A 19,167-nucleotide genomic window follows, 5' to 3' on the forward strand; every position below is an offset into this window, starting at 1 on the left:
ATGATAAACTATTACGCTCTTTTATTAAATTTTGGTGCATATTCAGCAGCCAAACGAATAGCTTCTTCCATACTGACCGAGCTTACTTTCCCTGTTCCTGCGATATCAAAAGCCGTTCCGTGGTCGACGGAAGTACGTAAAAACGGCATACCGTTGGTTAAAGAAATCGTTCTTTCAAAATCAACCATTTTAGTCGCAATATGACCTTGGTCATGATATAAAGATAACACTAAATCATAGCGACCGATTAAACCTTGATGGAAAACAGAATCAGCCGGCACAGGACCAACAACGTTAATTCCTTTTTCTCTGGCTATTTTAACCGCCGGTTCTATTTCTTTTACTTCTTCATCGCCAAAAAGACCATGTTCTCCGCTATGAGGGTTTAAACCCGCTACAGCTATCCTTGGATTTTCTATACCCAAAATTTTTGCAGCTTCGGTACATTTTTCGATAAATTCAACCATTTTATCTTTTTTAATTAAATCACAAGCCTTTTTTAAAGAAACATGCCTTGAAAAGAAAAAGACTCTCAAATCTTTTACTTGAAACATAGTTAACGGATTATGTGTTTTTGTTAAATCTTCCAAGACTTCCGTATGTCCAATATAAGGCACGTTAGCCGCTTTAAAAGATTCTTTGTTGATAGGAGTAGTCGCAAGCACATCAAGCTCTTTAGCCAAAGCCATTTCGATTGATTTTTTAATATATTCAAAAGCGGCTTTTCCGCCCATCGCCTGAACTTTTCCAAGCTCTAACTTGTTTATGTCGATATTATTCAAGTTTATAAGATTTAAAACTCCGTCTTTAAAATCGCCCTGATTAACATTAGTAATTTCTTTAATTGTTAAGTTAATCTTAGTAATTTTCATCGCCTGTTCAAGCGTTTTTTTGTCGCCTATAACTACAGGACGAGAAATAGCGTTCACAAAAGGTTTACTTAATGCCATTACTACAATCTCAGGACCAACACCGGCAGGGTCGCCCATAGGTATTCCAACCAATGGTTTATATGTACTATTCATTTTTATTTTCTCCTTTTTTATAATAAAGCTCATTTTTTTTTGTTGGCTCATTTTCTTTGTTATTTTTTACAAACTAATTAACTATCTCTTAAACTTGAAATTATTCCGTAGAGGTTTTTGTCAATAAATATTCCATACATTTTACTAAAGTAAGGTCATCACCGATCATACCGCCTTTAGTAATAATAGGTAGCCTGTCATATTTGCCTTTTATTAACCTACCATATACGGCTAAAGGAATAATATTGTCTTTAACCTCGACCCCTTTAGCGTTTGCTTCTTGACAAAAAGCAACGGTTACATCACCGCCGGAAGTATAAACTCCACCGATTTTCCCGAAAGTTTGATCAATAATCGCGTGGGTTATTTGAGCTATTGACTTATTTATAGTCTGTGAAATTTCTTCTACGCTAGAATTTAGCTCCAAAGCTTTTTGTTTAAGGTTTAATACATCATCTTCTTCAAGCGTAGTTACTAAAACAAACATACGATAATTATCTATATCTTTTATAATTGTCTTAACGACCCTTTCTATCTCGCTGTCTTTAGTGTTTAAATCAAGTAAGCTTTCACTGTCAATTTTTTCAACTAAAACATCATAGTTCAGTCGCAACTCTTGTACCTGTCTTCTACCTAAATTAGAAACGCTACCGATTGCTGCAATAATTTTTTTTCCGGCCTGTTTACTTTCTGTGTGTCCTATAAATTCTTTAGCGTAATAATAAGTGAAAGGACCGGGATCAACTGTAACGATTTTAAGCTGAGACTGATAACAGGCTTCGGCTATTGTTTTAATATTGTGATCAGTAGACGCATCAACTATTACTATTTCCGCACCGTTTTTAACATGCTCAATTAAATCTTTTAAAACACACTCACGCCCACGCAAAACAGATTGCAAAGAAATATATGCTGTTTTTCTCTTGGTTTGAGACTCAACAATTTCACTGACCAAAGATGTATTTATAGGATTTTTAGGGTCTTTGGCGATAGCGGTCATTTCTAAGGGAATATCACCAACCATTAAAAAACCGCCTATGCTTACCCTTTGCGAAGATGGAAAGGAAGCCACAACAACAGCAATATGTTTTGGCAACTTGTCGAGCATGGCGTTAACCTCTGCTCCAATATTGCCCCTTAAAGTAGAATCTATTCTTTTATTAAAAAAGCTCACCGGTTCAGACGATAAAAAGTCAACGGCATCAGCAACTTTTTTATATGCCTCTTTTGGCTCAAGCCCTCGGCTATTGGTTGTTAACGCAATAACTTCAAAATTTTTTATCAACTCTTTATCATTATAGTTTAACAAAGTAATGGCTTTAAACCTTTCGCGAGCCAATAAAACCCCGGTAGCATTTGCACCGGTCAAATCATCGGCAATAATCATTATTTTATCCACAAACTTACCTCAAAAAATCTCTTTTATACTCTATGAGGCGATTATATACTATAAAATAAAAAAATGCTATTACAACCAAAAGTGGGACTTATCTTAGCAATAAGTCCCACTTTTTCGATATAGATATTATATTAATACTCGAAGAATTTATGGAAATCGCACAAAAAAAGAGAAGCTGAGCTGTTATTTCTCAGTTTCTCTTTTTTATATTTTTTTAGTATTATTGATGCGTTTATTATTAATAAATATCTAAGACAACACATTTATTGCCTTAGATATAAAAATAGTCTGTATACAAAAAATACAAATAGGTTATCAATAACGGACAAACTTAATTTATCACGCCTATTTTATAGCCCAATTAAGCTCTTTGTCCAAGGCTTGGCAAACCGTCATTCATCCTTGTGGCAACAGACAATTCAGGATTTTTAACTTGAACATTTTCAAATTGAATAGCCGTACCGTAACAAGTAAAAAATTTACTTCCATCAGGGTGAAACGCAATCGCTTCATTATATCCGACAATCGCCTGAGCCCCTTTGTTTACGGCTCTTGCCGCCATTCCGAAAAATGCTTCTTCAGAATCATATCCACGACAAATAACAAGCCCAAGTACCTTACTTATTTTGCGATCATCAAGTTCATCAGTCGTAACAACAGGGAAACGACCATTTAAAAACAACTCTTTTACTCGTTCAAGATTTTCTATCTTGCGAGCAGCGGGCTTTTGTTTCTTTTTATCACCACCAAGTAAAAAAAACATTTCGGACTCCTAAGTGAAAATTTTAGCAACTCATCAATCTATAAAAGATATTAAAATATTGCCACAACACAGAACCTTTATGCAAAGAGCTTGCCAAACCGATCTATTATAAAAACATAATAAAATAAATACATTACATAAACAAATTAAACACACACACATTTTAGTGCCATAAAAATGACAAGAGTTTAGAAAATGAGATTACTTTTTTAACATATTAAGACCATTGCAAAACTCCATTTTGCATTCTTTTGTTATCATAAAAATCACAAAAACAAATCCGCCAACAACTTGGCAGAACAAATTATCTTTTAAAACAAGACCATTGCAAAACTATGTTTTGCGTGCTTTTATTATCGTTTGATGCTCTATATGTACATAGCATCAAACGTTTTAAGACACAAAAACCACTAATTTTACAAGGTAATTCCAACCATTTTGGGCTAGTGTCTTTCCGGAGTGTTTTTCTGGCAAAAGCCAATTTGATACTATTGTTCAATAGTCTCAAAACATTAAAAATAATGCTTGACTATTTAAAACCAAAAAACTAGTTATATAGTTATGAATACAAGATATATAAAAGAACTACCTAACCATTGGCTTCCTATAGAAAAAGTCTTTTCCGCTTTAGGCGATCAAATAAGACAAAAAATTTTATTGTTGTTTGAACCAAATGAAGAAATTTCAATAAAAACAATCGTTGAAACCATAGGGTTAAGCCGAAGTGCAGTGGTACACCACCTAAAAATTTTAGAAGAAGCAAAGTTGCTTGTTCCTCGCAAACAAGGGCGAGAATTAATGTATAAAGTAAACTACATAGTGGCGTTAGAAGCGGTTGACAAACTTAAAATTTATATCCAAGAAGAATTTAATCATGACACAAACTAATAGCGACAAGCAACATGAGACAACAAAAATCGTTGAAAAAGACAACTGGAAGGCATTGGCACCAATGGGCATCGCTTTTGGAATGGGTACTTTTAACGACAATTTTTTTAAACAGACCGCCTTGTTATTGTCTGCCAGTTCAGGCTTTGCCGACATTCAAACTTCTGCCACTATTTTATTTGCCCTGCCCTTTGTGTTGTGTTCAACGTGGGCAGGTTGGTTAGCCGATAAAATATCAAAGCAAACAATTGTAGTCTGGGCAAAATTTTTAGAACTTATCGCCATGCTCATCGGTGCGGTTTCATTTTATCATGCAAACTGGAACGGCGTTATGGCGGTAATTTTTATTATGGGGTTACAGTCTACTATTTTTAGTCCCGCATTAAACGGCTCTATTCCCGATAATTTCAGACGAGAAACCGTTCCAACCGTAAACGCCATTCTAAAACTCTTTACAACCGTTACTATTTTAATCGGAATAGCCCTTTCCGGAATTTCTCTTGATCTTCATGCCCCTGAAAGTTTCGCCTTTTTAAATGAATATGTAAACATGGAACTTTTTGGAATACTAACTGTTGCAATTATCGCAGTAAGCATGGCATTAATAGGTTTTATTGCCACTTTGTTTTTAAAACGTATTCCAAATACCCACCCTACTCAAGCCAAATTCCCTTTATGGGGATTTATTGACTCAGTACGTCATTTTGTTTTCTTTTACAAAAAAGACCCAAAACTCTTTGCCGCTATCTCTGTAGAAGCTTTTTTTTATTTTATTGCAACAATCGCAGTTTTATTAATAAATAACTTAGGGTTAAATGAGCTTGGGTTTAGTAAAACCAAAACCAGCCTGATGCCTGTTTCTTTAATGGTAGGTATCTGTTTGGGGTCTTTCATTGCCAGAAAATGTCTTCCGAGTAAATGGTATTCTTATGCTGTTCCGGCTGGCTTTATAATGGGAATAAGTTTGTTGTTTATTCCGCTTATACAGCTTGTTACGCCTGACACAGCCTTTTTTTATACTTTACTTGTTTTTTCTGTAACTGGTGTTGCCGCCGGGGCTTATCTAATTCCTGCCGTCAGTTTTATTCAGGTCAGACCAAGCCCTGATTCCAGAGGAAAAACCCTTGGCTGTTCAAATTTTACCAGTTTTGTAGCAATCATGTTTGCCGGAGTTGTATTTTTGCCCCTAGCAACACTTTTACCCTCAACAGCCCTATTAGTATGTGGTATCTTTGCTTTAATATTTATTACATCGGTAAAAGCATTCCTTAAATATAAATCACATACCCATAGTTAAAAAAAATACTCGCTTAAAAGTTCAAAAAACTCACTCCGATTTAGTATGAATAAAACAGGAACAAAAAATGAAAAAACATAAAAATAATATTTACAGTAGCTTACTCAAATATTTATTGCCACTACGCTATGATCTTGAAATTAAAGGCTTAGATAAAATCAAGACTGACAGCTCAATTTTATTTTTACCCAATCACCCTGCTTTAATCGACCCACTTATAATATATTCACAAATCGGCAATTTATATCCTGCTGTTTTGGCTGATGAAAGACAGATGAAAAGACCTTTGTTGCGTCGCCTTGTCAAAAAACTGAATATTATTACGATAGCCGACCCTTTAAAAGATGGGATTTCTGCAAAAAAATCAGTAGAACAAGGACTTGATAAACTTATCTCAACACTGGAACAAGGCAAAAACGCTTTGATTTATCCCGCCGGTCAGATTAATCGCAGCAAACAAAGCAGTATCAGCGGCAAGTCAGGGGTTTTTAAAATAATTCAAGCTCTTCCCAATCAAAGAGTGGTTCTGATACGCACAAAAGGTTTGTGGGGAAGTCGCTTTAGTTACGCATATTCAGGTTCTGCTCCTAAGTTGAATGATTGGCGTTTTATTATGAAGATCCTGTTTATGCTGATTTTTAACTTTTTATTCTTTATTCCAAAACGTAAAGTTGAAATAGAGTTTGTCGAAGCCTATGATTTACCGAGGGATACTGATAAAAAAACTTTCAACAAATACCTGGAAAATTTTTACAGTTTAGCCGAACAAAAAAATACAAGAATACCGGATTTTTTTTGGCAAGGGAACACACCCAAGATACTGCCCGAACCTAAAAACCAACACAAATCAGACCCAAACGAACAAAGCCTTGAACTTATAACACAAGTCAAAACGCTGATAAAAAAACTTTATGAACTTCCAAAAGATCAAGAACTTGATTTAAACAGCTCTCTCACAAAAGATTTAGGTTTAGACAGCCTCTCCCTGCTTGAACTCAGCACGGCTTTGGAAAATGAATTTGGACAAGCCGTGTTAAATCTTGAATCTTTAGAAACCGTTGGAGACTGTGTTCTCGCCGCAGCAGGCTTGTTAAATGAAAGCGAAGTTATCAAAGAAATTCCCAAAGCTTGGTTTAAAAGTTCAAAAAACACAAGATTAACAATAGATCCAAAAGCCCAAAACATTCCCGAAGCCTTTATTACTCAAGTGTTAAACAAGCCTGACCTGCCTTTAACCGTTGACAGAACAACGATGAAAAAGCGGGAAGAATTATTGCTCGCCGCTCTGATTTTAAGTAAAAAGTTTAAACAAATCAAAGGGAAAAGAGTCGGAGTAATGCTACCCGCCGTTCCTGCGGTTACGCCCGTCTGGCTCGCTTTGCAACTTGCGGGAAAAACGCCGGTCATGTTAAATTGGACTGTGGGTGAACAAAACTTAAACCACTGTTTAAAGCTCGCTGAGGTCAACACTATTATCAGTTCAGAACGTTTAATCGAACGCCTTAAACGTAGCGGTTTAAATTTAAACGCCTTACCCGTAAAATGGCTTGAACTTGAAAAACTCGCCACAACAATTAAAATAAAAGATAAAATCTTTGGCTTTATCAAAACAAAATTAATACGTTATAATTTGTTAAAATTTAATTGCAATAAAGTGCCCAATGAAGCGGTTATTTTATTTACTTCCGGGTCTGAAACCTTGCCCAAAGCCGTTCCTTTAACTCAAGAAAATCTTATGACCAACGCCAAAGACCTGATCAATATTTTATCGGTCAGCGAATCCGACCGGATTTTAGCCATGCTTCCACCTTTTCACTCCTTTGGTTTTATGGTGAACGTTGTGCTTCCTTTAAGTTCGGGGTTAAAAGTCGCTTTTCACCCAAACCCGACAGAAGGCGGAATTTTAAACGGCTTGGTCAAAGACTATAAGCTTAGTATTCTCGCCTCTGCTCCAAGCTTTTTGGGCAATATGTTGGATAAAGCAAAAAATAAAAACAATAATGAAACACCGCTTAAAAGTGTACGTCTTGCATTTATGGGAGCGGAAAAATGCCCCGAACTTTTATATAAAACCTTTACCGAGTTATGCCCTCAAGCAACTTTATGCGAAGGATACGGAATTACCGAATGCTCGCCGGTTGTCAGCGTAAACACACCGGAAAACGCCATAATCGGCAGTATCGGCGAAACCCTGCCTTCTGTTGACGTTGCTATTATAAAATTAGAAACTTTGGATACAGGAACGCTTGAAAGAGTCAAAAGTGGCGAAACAGGCATGTTACTCATAAAAGGAAAAAATATTTTTAATGGCTACTTAGGAACGCAAACAAACCCTTTTATCTTTTTTGAAGGTAAAAAATGGTATAAAAGCGGCGACCTTGTAACAATGGACAAAAACGGACATTTATTTTTTAAAGGACGCTTAAAACGATTTATCAAGCTAGGCGGAGAAATGATTTCCCTGCCTCAAATTGAAAGCATTTTAATTGAAGCTTACGCCAAACACCAAGATGCTCCGGAAGAAGGGCCTGTTTTAGCCGTTGAAAGTAGCGGAGACGAAACAAAACCCGAAATAATCTTGTTTACGCCTCTTACTCTAAACAAAACAGAAGTAAACGAATACCTGCGTAACGCCGGACTCTCAAACCTATATTCCATTCAAAAAATTATCCAAGTTGAAACAATTCCTCTACTCGGAACAGGCAAAACCAACTATCGTGCTTTAAAAGACTTGATAAAAAACACAAATTAAAAAACAATCAGATTTTATAAACAGTTATATAAAAGTAAAAAAATGAATCCACTAATAGAAACAAAAGATTTAGAATTTAACAAGATACTGACTTATCCCGATATGAAAATTTTTCCCAACCAAACAAGCTTTATCACAGGCAAAAGCGGAAGCGGAAAAAGCACCTTATTTAAACTATTTAATAAAACATTAAATCCAAGTCGAGGCAAAGTTTTTTACAATAACAACGATATTGCAGAACTAAACACGCTTGAGCTCAGAAAAGAAATTTTACTTGTCGGGCAATCTGTATTTTTGTTTGATAAAAATATTCGTGATAATTTTTCAGAATATTATACCTATCTTGATAAAAAAACGCCCAATGATGATTTAATAAAAAAATATTTAGGTATATGCTGTGCTGATTTTTCGCTTGATAAAGATTGTATTTCAATGTCGGGCGGAGAAAGACATAGAGTTTATCTGGCAATTTGTATTTCTTTATTGCCAAAAGTATTATTGATTGACGAACCCACCGCCGCTTTGGATACTCTAAACAGTATAAAACTTATTGAGAACCTATTGAATTTTAGTAAAGAAAATTTTCTTACTATGCTTATTATCAGCCATGATCAAGCCTTAACTGAAACATTTTCCCAGCAAACTATCAAGATTGGAGAGTAGTATGCAAGAAGTCGTAAAACTAAGCATCTTACAATTCAGCTTGATTTACCTGCTTTTGATTATTGTTTTGATTATCATGAAAAAATCAAAAATAGATCAAACAAAACTACTGTTTATGGCAAGTATTCGCATGACTTTACAGCTTATTCTTGCCGGTTTTGTTTTATCATATATTTTTGCCAATTCCCTGCCGATTTTCACAATACTTTATGTATTAGCCATGATTATATTTTCGATTTGGCGAGTTTTATCAAAAGCTCCAACGCTTAATAAACAATTTAAGGTTGCGGTTTCTCTTTCGATTGCCTTTTCTGGTTTATTTGTAATTGTTTATTTTGTGGGAATGGTCATTAACGTAAATCTTTTTAATCCTCAATATATAATTCCCATAAGCGGTATGATTTTTGGAAACGCCATGACGGGTGTATCTCTCGGGTTAAAAACTTTTAGCGAAACATTAAAAAGCGGACGTTTAAAGAACGAAACCTTACTTAACTTTGGAGTCAGCCCAAAAGATATTTTAAAACCCTATGTTAATAATGCTCTTGAAACCGCTCTTTTACCAACTATGAACTCTATGCTCGGAATGGGAATAGTTTCGCTTCCCGGTATGATGACCGGACAAATCTTAGCGGGAACAGAACCATTTACGGCGATTATGTATCAAATTGCAATTATGATCGCTATTTGTACAACTGTTTGTTTAGCGGTTTTTTCTTCTCTCCATTTTGGTTATAAAACGCTTTACAATGAAAACGACCAAGTAATTAACTATTAAAGACATTGCAACACTACGTTTTTTCATCGTTTTATGCTCTGTATGCACATAGAAAACGTCTTAAAACACAAAAACCTGCAAAGTAATCTTTACAGGTTTTAAAAATTTATGGATATAAAAATATTATTGAGTATTTTTTGCCAACCACGCTTTATATGACAAAATTGCTTGAAGATCAGCTTTAATCGCCCAATTAGCAAGTTGTACAACCTTATCGTTTTTAGAATAAACCACAGCAGGAACAGACATATCAATCGCCATTCCATTATTGTCTATCATCATGGAAACAAAGTTTATATCAGGGTTTTGACTAACAGGGTTAGTTAATAACTCTTTCATAGAATCTTTCATTTCTTGCTCTGCTTTTTGATCAACACCACCTAAAGCAATAAGTAACGCCGACATTCTTTCAATGTTTTCAAGTTGAACGATTTTAATTGCTTCTGCCCACTTTTTCACCTGAGGGTCTTTTCCTGATTTAAGAACGAGGTCTGCTATCTCAATCGTAGCCCTGCTATGTGCAACCATTGCAGATAAAAATGTTTTATCATTATATTGTTCTTTGTGTTTCATTTGATCACGAGTACTCGTTTGAGCTGTTGCCAAGATTACAGAACACAAACTAAAAGCAAATATGCTTACAAACATCAGCAATATTTTTTTCGAATAACACATATATTCATTCCTATAAATTTAATTTTATATTAATTGAATTGATTTTATCTATCTTATTCTTAATTATAGAATAATCATTAAAACGTCAAAAGCAATCAGATTTGGGTTATTTTTTTATATTCCTTCCAAAATCGCTCATTTTCACTTAAAACACAGCCACAATAATTTTGACGATATAAGCCATATTGCTTGGAAATATCTATCCCTTCTTGCCAGCCCAACCTAAAGTCTTGATAATAAAACTTTGTTTTTTTCTCAGTCGAGTCAACAAGCGTATTCGCCTCTAGCTCTTGGGCAATATGACAAATTGCAGAATGGTTTTGCCTGATGGAATAAAGCAAACTGGAACTGAAATAATCAAACCCGCCAGACCTTGCAAGATCATAACAACTTTGCAACCTGACAGAATAACAATAATCACAGCGTGTTGAAAAACGCTTTTTATCCAATGCGTTTAACAACCAAGCTTCAGTATCATAATCATCGTTATAAATTACATTTAGCTCAAGCTTTTCCGCCAATAATCCCAAAGATTCTCTTCGCCTTAAATATTCTTTAAGTGGGTGAATATTAGGATTATAAAAATAAACGGAAACCTCAAAACCCGCCTGACGCAGGTTTAGAATTGGCATAATAGCACAAGGACCACAACAAACGTGTAATAAAAGCTTAGACATTTTAGGCAATAGCAATCGGAGCCGGCTGTAATTCTAAAATAACTTGATAGCTCCGCTCAAAGTCAAGCAATCTTTCACGCTTATGATTTAATAGATAAAGTGCGAGTTCGGCTTCAAGCTGATAAATCAATTTAACTTGATTATTAGCCTGTGCCTTACGCAGTTGACGATTAATATCTCTCATTGCCTGAAGTGCTTGCCATTCAAGGTTTCTGCGCATACCTGTTCCAACACAGTGCGGACAGACTTCACTACTAACGGAAATAGCCGATGAAGCAAGACGTTGACGTACTATTTCCATTAATCCGAAACGGCTTATTCTGCCAATGTCATGGCGTGCTCTATCGTGTTTCATGGCGTTACGCAAAGTTTTTTCAACCGTACGCCAATGGTTCTGGTCTCGCATTTCAATAAAGTCAATTACTATCTGGCCACCAACATCTCTTAACTTAAGTTGACGCGGAATAATCTCGGCGGCTTCTAAATTAGCACGCAAGACCGTTGATTCAAAGTTGCTTTTTCCCGTTGATTTGGCTGTGTTAATATCTATCGCCATTAAGGCTTCTGTTTGGTCAAACACAAGCCTGCCACCTGAAGGCAAAATTACATCTCTCGACTGAATTTGGTCTAATTGTTTTTGAATGTTAAAACGCTCCCAAATACTCAGGTTGTAATCTCTATGAAGTTTTACAATACTTGCACGGCGAGGATATAAGAGTTCTACCATACCACGAATATGTTCGGCGGTTTGTTCATCATCAACCCAGACCTCACAAACTTCTTCGGTCAAATAGTCTCGAACAGCTCTTGAAGCAAGGTCAGGCTCTTGATAAATTAGGCAAGGTGCGTCTTCCTCTGCTCCTTTTGTTCTTACGTCATTCCAAAGACGTTTTAAAAATTGTAAGTCGCTACGAAGGCTGAGTTTGCTTGCCCCCATGCTTACAGTACGCACAATAACCCCTAAACCCGGTCCGGGGTTAAGCCCTTCCAAAAGGTTACGCAAACGTGAACGTTCGGCATCTTCGTCAACTTTACGAGAAACGCCAATTTGCTCACGCCCGGGAGTCAGTACTAAAAAACGTCCCGGAATAGATAAATAAGAAGTTAAAAAAGCCCCTTTGTTTCCGGTTGGTTCTTTCACGACCTGAACTAAAATTTCTTGTCCTGCTTTTAAAACTTTTTGAATAGGTGGAAATTTACGCCCACGAGTCGGTTCATGATGTGATAAAAAGTATTCCGGGTGAACTTCGTCTATCTGTAAAAATCCGTTTTTCACAGCACCATAAGAGACAAAAGCCGCTTGGAGGTTAACATCTATATTATTGATAACCCCTTTGTAAATATTACCTTTGGTCTTTGCCTGATGTAACATTTCAACATAATATTCTAAAACCTGACCTTCTTCGGCAAGAACAACTTCAACTTCTTCTTCTGGTAAAACGCTAACAAACATTTTACGCTTGCCACGCTTGGCATAATGAAAACGAGCTCTTTCTTCCTCTTCTTCTTCACTTAGCTCATCATCATAATCATCATCAAAAGAATCATCTAAAGTGTCATCTAAAGCGTCTGTATCGGTTTCTGGCTCTTCGGCGATAAAACCAAAGTCATCATTAAATGCATCTTCTGAAGTAGACTCATCATACTCTGTTTCAGCTTTATCTTCAAAAGACTGAAAATCATCGGGGCTTACGTCTATATCATAAGATTCATCGGTGTTGGTAAATTCATCGTTTGAATAATCTGCGGAAGTAAATTCTGCGAAGGCAATTTGAGAGTCTTGCGAGTCGGGGTCGCTTTCAGCGTCTAAACTTCCACTTTTATGTTTTGCCGATGTCGTATCTTTTTGAGAGTGTGCGTGATCTTCCCAACGCACAACATGTTCAAAGGTATCTTCGGGAGAACGAACAAAGTCTCTTGTTTCTTCTTCAAGCTCTTTTGATTCTGAGAATAAAAAATCTATTTCGTCTCCGTCTTCTTCTTCATCATCATCAAAATATTCGTTGAATATTTGAGAAGCATTGCGTTTTTTAGAAATTTTAGTATCTGTTTTTCTATTACTTTTTAAAGACTTGAAGGGTGTTTTTCTCTTTAATGCAGTTTTTTTATGTTGAGAATTATCAAGCTCACCAGCTACTTCCGAAACTTCAGCCGAAACATCATCTTGTTCTGTTTGCGATTTTTCTTTAAAGATTGGCTCGTTGCCTTCCGTCTCATTTTTCAAATCAGCAGAGATAGTTAACGGCAATTCATAATTGATAACGCTCAACTCGCTATCAGGTTTAGCAACAACTATCTTGTCTTTACCCGCAATATTGTCGACTTTACTTGCGATATCAACAGGCGAACTTGTGTTTTTTATATTGCTTTTGCGTTTTGTTTTCTTTGAACTCGCCTCAGGGCCTAACTCTTGAACAATATTATCACTTTCCGCCGTGTTTAAACTTTTCTTTTTTGTGGGAACACGTCCACTGCGTTTTGCTTTGGCGGGTTTAGCCTCTTGTTCCGTTGATTGAGAACTTGGCATATCAACGGAATGAACGGAATCAACGGAATTATTCGTTGTGTTTGTCTGTTCGCTTAAGGGTTTTTGTTCCGTTTGGGTTAAAGTCTCTTTTACTTTTGGTTGAGTGCGTCTTGTATAAGTTCTTTTGGGTTTTGATACATCTTTTTTATGATCACGCACATTAGTTTTAGAGTCTTTGTCTTGGTCAATGTTTTTTGGTGTGTTTACATTTGATTCCAATTCTGAACCAAGTGTGTCTGCATTTTTAGTCATGCCTTCCTCAAATAAAATGATAAATATTTATAGTAAAATAATAATTGTCTCTCCCCTACAATTTTTACGGTCGTCCCTAAAAAAAACTTTCGGTTTGAGTGTTAAAGTTTTTATTTTTAATGCAAATAAAAACCTTACAAAAATTTGTAACAAGATTATGTTTACACAATGATTATTTTGAATGCAAGAATATAAATAAAATATAATGAATATTTTTATATTATTTAAAAGAATTAGACAAAACAAAGAAAAAATACTACAATAATCTTTTGTTTCATTTATACTTAAACTAAACTTTCACAAATATAATTCGGAGCTTTTATGCCAGATTACGGCGATTTGATTATACTAACAAACCCTAAGGGAAAACGCTATTTACGACGTTTGGAAGAAAAACAAGATATTCACGGTAATGACGGAATTATCCTTGCCTCTGATATTAAAGATGCTGAATATGGTTCGGAGCTTATCAGTTCTAAAAATGTGCCTTATCGCCTTAAAAGAGTTACCCTACACGACTTATTAACAGGTTTAAAACGCCAAACTCAAATTATTTATCCTAAAGATTCCGCTTATTTATGTATGCGTCTTGGGGTTGGTAACGGAAAAAAAGTTATTGAAGCCGGCTCAGGATCAGGCAGTTTAACCTTGGCTTTATCATGGTTTGCCGGTGAAAAAGGCATTGTTTATACCTATGAAGCCAGAGAAGAATTTTATAACGTCTGTAAAAAAAATCTCGCCTGGGCAGGACTCGGACACAACGTTGTTCAGTACAACAGGGATATTGCCGAAGGTTTTGAACAAACCGATGCTGATGCACTCTTTTTAGATGTGCGTACCCCTTGGGAATATTTAGATAAAATTCTTGCCGCCGTTAAGCCCGGTGGTTCTTTCGCTTTTTTAGTGCCGACTGTTGATCAAATAAATAAACTGCTTACAGCAATGGAACAAAAAGATTTTGACGACATTGAAGTAAGCGAAATTCTTATAAGAAAGTGGAAGCCAGTAGCAGACAGACTCCGTCCTGATGACCGCATGATTGCACACACCGGCTTTTTAATTTTTGCCAGACATCAAAAAAGATCAGAGCTTTGGGATAGCCAAAAACCTCTAGGCACAAGAGAACGTAAACAAGAAGCCGCAAAAAAAGAACGTTTAGAAGCCTCTGAGAGCGAGGTTTTATCAGGCGACATTTTATCAGGCGAGTAAACTTAAAAAGACAAGTTATTGAATATTTTGGGTTTAACACAAATAACACGGCAAAAATATATTTTTTCATAAAAATTTTGTCTGTGGTGTTAAGCCCTTTATTCCAAACAACAAAAAATAAATTCATCAACTTAAAAAACAATGAAAATATCTCTTCAAAACCTTAGCAAAGCCTACGGCAGTCATAATATTATTAATGACTTTTCTTGTGATTTACATTCCGGATTGCGTCTTTGTGTCTGCGGTGCGAACGGAACTGGAAAGTCTACCCTTTTAAAAATAATAGCCGGCGAATCTAGCCCTGATGCGGGTAAAGTTTCTTTTCCTAAAAACTGCCGTATTGGTTATGTTAAACAAGAGTTAGAAGAAGCTGAGTTAAAAAATACGCTCCTCGATTGGGTGGTAGATGTACTCCCTGATTGGAAAGATTTTTGGGCAGAGTGGGAAGAAGCCAGACTCGCTAATGATGAAGAAAAGTTACGCAGTTTACACGATAAACAAGTAGAACTTGAACATTTATACGGCTATAACCCCGAACATAGAGCAAAAAGCGTTTTGTCTGGTCTTGGGTTTTCTGAGCGTAAATTTCAACTCCCTTTAGAAAAACTCTCCGGTGGTTGGCGAGAGAGGGCTAAATTAGCTAGAGTTATTACTGCCGGTTCTGATTTATTATTATTAGACGAACCAACTAACCACTTGGACTTAGACGCTGTTGAATGGCTTGAAGATTTTTTATTATCTTATGAAGGCATTTTAGTCTTTGTCGCCCACGACCGTTTTTTTATGGAAAAGGTGGGTAATCATATTCTTTATCTAGGAGCTTCTAAACCTTTATTTAGAAAGGGTTCGTTTAGTAAGTTTGTCGCCTTACAAGAAGAACACGAACTGCAAAAAGAACGTGAAGCCAGTAGGATACAAGGAGAAATTGAACACAAACTCGATTTTGTCAGACGTTTTAAAGCTAAGGCGACTAAAGCGAGACAAGCTGGTTCTCGTCAAAAAATGGCGAAAAAACTAGAAAAAGAATTAGAAAATTATCAACCGGAAGTGAAAAGAAGAGAACTTGGATTTCGTTGGCCGGAAGCACCCACCTCTGAACGTCTTGTTTTAAGCGTTTCTAATTTGAGTTTTTCTTTTCCTGATCAGACAAAACTTTGGCAAGGTGAATTAGATTTTTCTTTATACAGAGGACAAAAGATTGCTCTTGTTGGGCATAATGGTTGTGGAAAATCTACCTTGCTCAAGTTGCTTGTCGGCAGAATGGAAAAAGAAAAAGGCAGTGTTGTTTTTGGCAACAATGTAAAAATTGGCTTTTTTAGCCAACACCAATTAGAAATTTTGAGTGCGGGCAACACGGTTTTAAGTGAAATTCGCAGGCTCTCTGACCCAAAGCTCACCGAAGAAGAATTAATGAGCGTTTTAGGCTTGTTTATGCTCGGGCAAAACTACTTTGAACGCACCGTCTCTTCGCTGTCTGGTGGTGAAAAAAGTAGGCTTATTTTAGCAAGTCTGTTTTTAGCACGCTGTAACTTTTTGATTTTAGACGAACCCACTAACCACCTCGATTTAGAAAGCAGAGAGGCTTTAGTTGAAGCTCTAAATAACTTTACCGGCACTATTTTAATGGTTGCTCACGACCGTTATTTATTGTCAGAAGTAGCGGAACAAGTTTGGCTTTTAGATAACAATGGTTTTACAGTTTATGAAAATGGTTTTTTAGAATATGCCGAAGCCAGAAAATCCTTAGAAAAAAATAATACTAAAAATAATACACAAAATACAAACAGCTCAGATACACAAAACAATTTAACGGTTAACTCTTTTAGCAAAGAAGAACAAAAACGCTTAAAAAGAGAAGAAGCGGAACAACGCAATAAAACTTATCGCCTCGTTAAACCGCTTCAAGAAGAATATGAAAAATTAGAACATAAATTGAATTTATTGATTACAGAAGAAAGTTCTTTGGAACAAAAACTCGCCGAACCTGAAACCTACGCTGATCCAAAAGCCATGCAAGAGTTTTTAGCTAAATATAACGCCTGTAAAGCCGAATCAGAGAAGCTTTTGCTTAAAATGAGCGAAATTGAAGAAAAAATAACGAATTTACAGTAAGATTTTGTATTTTAAAAATAGATATTAGGCACACACAAGATCAGCGATGTTTTAAAGATGTTTTAAACAGCTAAAAAACAAGGATTACAAAGTGTTAAAACGCATAACTCTTTTAATTTTAGTATTATTATCAAACTTTTTGTTTTCTATTTCAGCGTTTGCGATGAGTTCACAGGAATTTCTTGATCTATGTGCAAAAGGTAGTTTAGCAGAAGTCAAAAAAGCTATTGCCAACGGTGCTGACGTTAATGCTATTGATGTTAACCCTAACGAAGGTAAAGGAATAGCGACAAGAGAGTATCTTGGTCAAACCGCTTTGATGTTTGCCCTTGGCAACAAAGACCTCGCAGTTTTAAACAGCTAAAAAACAAGGATTACAAAGTGTTAAAACGCATAACTCTTTTAATTTTAGTATTATTATCAAACTTTTTGTTTTCTATTTCAGCGTTTGCGATGAATTCGCAGGAATTTCTTGATTTATGTGCAAAAGGTAGTTTAGCAGAAGTCAAAAAAGCTATTGCCAACGGTGCTGACGTTAATACTATTGATCTTAACCCTAACGAAGGTAAAGGAATAGCGACAAGAGAGTATCTTGGTCAAACCGCTTTGATGTTTGCACTTGGCAACAAAGACCTCGCAGTTTTAACAGAACTGATAAAAGCCGGGGCTGATGTGAATGCGACTGACGGTTGGTGTTCGACAGCGTTAATGTATGCTGTTCAAAATACAGGTGCAGATACGGCTGAAATAAAAGAATTAATAAAAGCGGGAGCCAATGTTAATGCGGTAGACTGCCAAGGTGGCGGTACTGCTTTAACTTGGGCAGCCTATTGGAATAAAGAGCCTGATATAATTATAGAACTGCTCAAAGCAGGGGCGGATATAAATCATAAAGGGGAAGGTCAAACAGCTTTAGAAATCGCTAAGGAGCGAAACCACACTAAAATTGTAGAGCTATTAATCAAGGCCGGAGCGAAGTAAAACACTATATAAATCTAACGAGTTAAAATACAATAAGAATTATACTAAATTATTATATGTTAACGTTACAAGCCTCTTATTTCTTCCAACGAAAATATAGCTTCGCCAACGGTGCAATCGACAACGCATTTAAAATTTTTACAATTTTTTTGCCGTTATTGTATGAAGCATAAAATCTTTTTAATTCTAAAACATCACTCGCAGTATTCGTGCCTAATTTAGTCGTATAAAAGAGTTTAAAGCCGGCTTTTTGTCCTTCTTCCAAGGTAATATCACTGTAAGAGCCCCAAGGAAAACAAAAGCTTTTGGGTTCAAGACCAAGCTTTTCTTTAAAAATATTTCTACAACCTGAAAATTCATTTTGTAATCTTAGGCGAAACTCGCTTTCACTTTCTAACACACCTAAGTTTTTTATTTTTTTGATTTCTTGAATCACAGCAGAAGAGTTTTTTTTATCGGATAAAAATATTTTTGCGGTTTGTAAATCTTGAGGCACCATACTTTGAATTAACTCAAACAACTCCGGGTTAAGTTTATATCCTGGTTGTAATAAAGCATGGGCCAAAGGAAAAACAGGTAAACCCCAAATATCTTTATAAGGCGGAACACTAAAAAAACCTCTCCGTTCTTCCGGGCGTTGAAGTTCTCTAAAGCTTAAGTTTTTTACAACACGCCCATGGGTTAAAGAGTGAGGGGCAAACTGCATTGTATTTGTTCCCTGTATTTTTTTTATTTCAGCCCAATTACAAAAAATAATCTTACGTACGGTACGCCCATTGCGCAACTCAAGCGAAGGGTTATGAACATTTGGTAACAGGCTTGTCAGGCTTTGATCTTTTATTAAATCATCTTGGTTTGGACGCAATACAGCTTGATTTTCTATTAAGTCAGTAACTAAAAAAATCGTTCCGCAATGTCCATATTGGCGTAAAATAGGTTCGGCATAAACGTAATTATCTAAATAACCATCATCAAAAGTAATTAAACAACTTTTACGTGGTAGGCGTTTTTTCTTTAAAAAATATGCCTCTGCCTCTTCCAAGCTTACGCCACGCCAACCACTTTTTGCCAAAGTTGCACACTGTTCCGCAAATAACTCAACAGGCGTACAAAGCCTGTCTTTAAAATTGCAGATAGAATGATATGTAATAATGGGCAAAGAAAACAGC

Annotated in this window: 16 protein-coding genes; 9 read left to right on the top strand and 7 right to left on the bottom strand. The window is 36.0% G+C overall.

Annotation, left to right across the window (positions count from 1 at the left end):
• Window positions 1–11: 11 nt before the first annotated feature.
• From pdxA to BT999_RS11470, 3 genes are all read right to left on the bottom strand, one after another.
• Entirely contained in the window at window positions 12–1,025 is a 1,014-nt protein-coding gene (gene pdxA / locus BT999_RS11460) for a 4-hydroxythreonine-4-phosphate dehydrogenase PdxA (protein WP_072697927.1), read from the bottom strand.
• A gap of 100 nt (window positions 1,026–1,125) precedes the next feature.
• On the bottom strand, window positions 1,126–2,424 hold the full coding sequence (locus tag BT999_RS11465; protein ID WP_072697928.1) for a four-carbon acid sugar kinase family protein: 1,299 nt from the start codon (window positions 2,422–2,424) through the stop codon (window positions 1,126–1,128).
• Between the two features lie 361 nt (window positions 2,425–2,785).
• Entirely contained in the window at window positions 2,786–3,187 is a 402-nt protein-coding gene (locus tag BT999_RS11470) for a hypothetical protein (RefSeq protein WP_072697929.1), read from the bottom strand.
• A gap of 561 nt (window positions 3,188–3,748) precedes the next feature.
• Between BT999_RS11470 and BT999_RS11475 the strand changes: the two genes are divergently transcribed.
• From BT999_RS11475 to BT999_RS11495, 5 genes are all read left to right on the top strand, one after another.
• Window positions 3,749–4,075, top strand: a complete 327-nt coding sequence (locus tag BT999_RS11475) for an ArsR/SmtB family transcription factor (RefSeq protein ID WP_072697930.1) — start codon at window positions 3,749–3,751, stop codon at window positions 4,073–4,075.
• Window positions 4,062–5,372, top strand: a complete 1,311-nt coding sequence (locus BT999_RS11480) for an MFS transporter (RefSeq protein ID WP_072697931.1) — start codon at window positions 4,062–4,064, stop codon at window positions 5,370–5,372. The genes BT999_RS11475 and BT999_RS11480 overlap by 14 nt, the downstream gene beginning before the upstream one ends.
• 67 nt (window positions 5,373–5,439) lie before the next feature.
• On the top strand, window positions 5,440–8,124 hold the full coding sequence (locus tag BT999_RS11485; protein WP_072697932.1) for an AMP-binding protein: 2,685 nt from the start codon (window positions 5,440–5,442) through the stop codon (window positions 8,122–8,124).
• 42 nt (window positions 8,125–8,166) lie between these two features.
• Complete coding sequence (locus BT999_RS11490) at window positions 8,167–8,787, top strand: ABC transporter ATP-binding protein (RefSeq protein WP_072697933.1); 621 nt, start codon at window positions 8,167–8,169, stop codon at window positions 8,785–8,787.
• A gap of 1 nt (window position 8,788) precedes the next feature.
• Window positions 8,789–9,565: an ABC transporter permease gene (locus BT999_RS11495; protein ID WP_072697934.1), complete on the top strand. Its 777-nt coding sequence runs from the start codon at window positions 8,789–8,791 to the stop codon at window positions 9,563–9,565.
• Window positions 9,566–9,688: 123 nt separating this feature from the next.
• Here the strand turns inward: BT999_RS11495 and BT999_RS11500 are convergent, their stop codons facing one another.
• From BT999_RS11500 to BT999_RS12680, 3 genes are all read right to left on the bottom strand, one after another.
• The gene (locus BT999_RS11500) at window positions 9,689–10,240 is read right to left on the bottom strand and encodes a DUF305 domain-containing protein (protein ID WP_072697935.1); all 552 of its coding nucleotides are present in this window, start codon (window positions 10,238–10,240) and stop codon (window positions 9,689–9,691) included.
• Between the two features lie 95 nt (window positions 10,241–10,335).
• On the bottom strand, window positions 10,336–10,917 hold the full coding sequence (locus tag BT999_RS11505) for an epoxyqueuosine reductase QueH (protein ID WP_072697936.1): 582 nt from the start codon (window positions 10,915–10,917) through the stop codon (window positions 10,336–10,338).
• A 1-nt stretch (window position 10,918) separates the two neighbouring features.
• The gene (locus BT999_RS12680) at window positions 10,919–13,696 is read right to left on the bottom strand and encodes an Rne/Rng family ribonuclease (RefSeq protein ID WP_245791017.1); all 2,778 of its coding nucleotides are present in this window, start codon (window positions 13,694–13,696) and stop codon (window positions 10,919–10,921) included.
• A gap of 321 nt (window positions 13,697–14,017) precedes the next feature.
• Between BT999_RS12680 and BT999_RS11515 the strand changes: the two genes are divergently transcribed.
• The 4 genes from BT999_RS11515 (at window position 14,018) to BT999_RS11530 (ending at window position 17,998) form a co-directional block, all read left to right on the top strand.
• Window positions 14,018–14,905 carry a tRNA (adenine-N1)-methyltransferase gene (locus BT999_RS11515; protein ID WP_072697937.1) on the top strand — a complete coding sequence of 296 codons (888 nt, stop codon included), beginning with the start codon at window positions 14,018–14,020 and terminating at the stop codon, window positions 14,903–14,905.
• A 141-nt stretch (window positions 14,906–15,046) separates the two neighbouring features.
• On the top strand, window positions 15,047–17,017 hold the full coding sequence (locus BT999_RS11520; RefSeq protein WP_072697938.1) for an ABC-F family ATP-binding cassette domain-containing protein: 1,971 nt from the start codon (window positions 15,047–15,049) through the stop codon (window positions 17,015–17,017).
• Window positions 17,018–17,108: 91 nt separating this feature from the next.
• Window positions 17,109–17,381, top strand: coding sequence for a hypothetical protein (locus BT999_RS11525; RefSeq protein ID WP_072697939.1), 273 nt, complete (start codon window positions 17,109–17,111; stop codon window positions 17,379–17,381).
• Between the two features lie 17 nt (window positions 17,382–17,398).
• Window positions 17,399–17,998, top strand: a complete 600-nt coding sequence (locus tag BT999_RS11530) for an ankyrin repeat domain-containing protein (RefSeq protein ID WP_072697940.1) — start codon at window positions 17,399–17,401, stop codon at window positions 17,996–17,998.
• 76 nt (window positions 17,999–18,074) lie between these two features.
• Here the strand turns inward: BT999_RS11530 and BT999_RS11535 are convergent, their stop codons facing one another.
• Entirely contained in the window at window positions 18,075–19,157 is a 1,083-nt protein-coding gene (locus BT999_RS11535) for a polysaccharide deacetylase family protein (RefSeq protein WP_178139351.1), read from the bottom strand.
• Window positions 19,158–19,167: the final 10 nt, after the last annotated feature.

Source organism: Desulfovibrio litoralis DSM 11393, assembly GCF_900143255.1.
In the GTDB taxonomy this organism is placed as follows: Bacteria; Desulfobacterota; Desulfovibrionia; order Desulfovibrionales; family Desulfovibrionaceae; genus Frigididesulfovibrio_A; species Frigididesulfovibrio_A litoralis.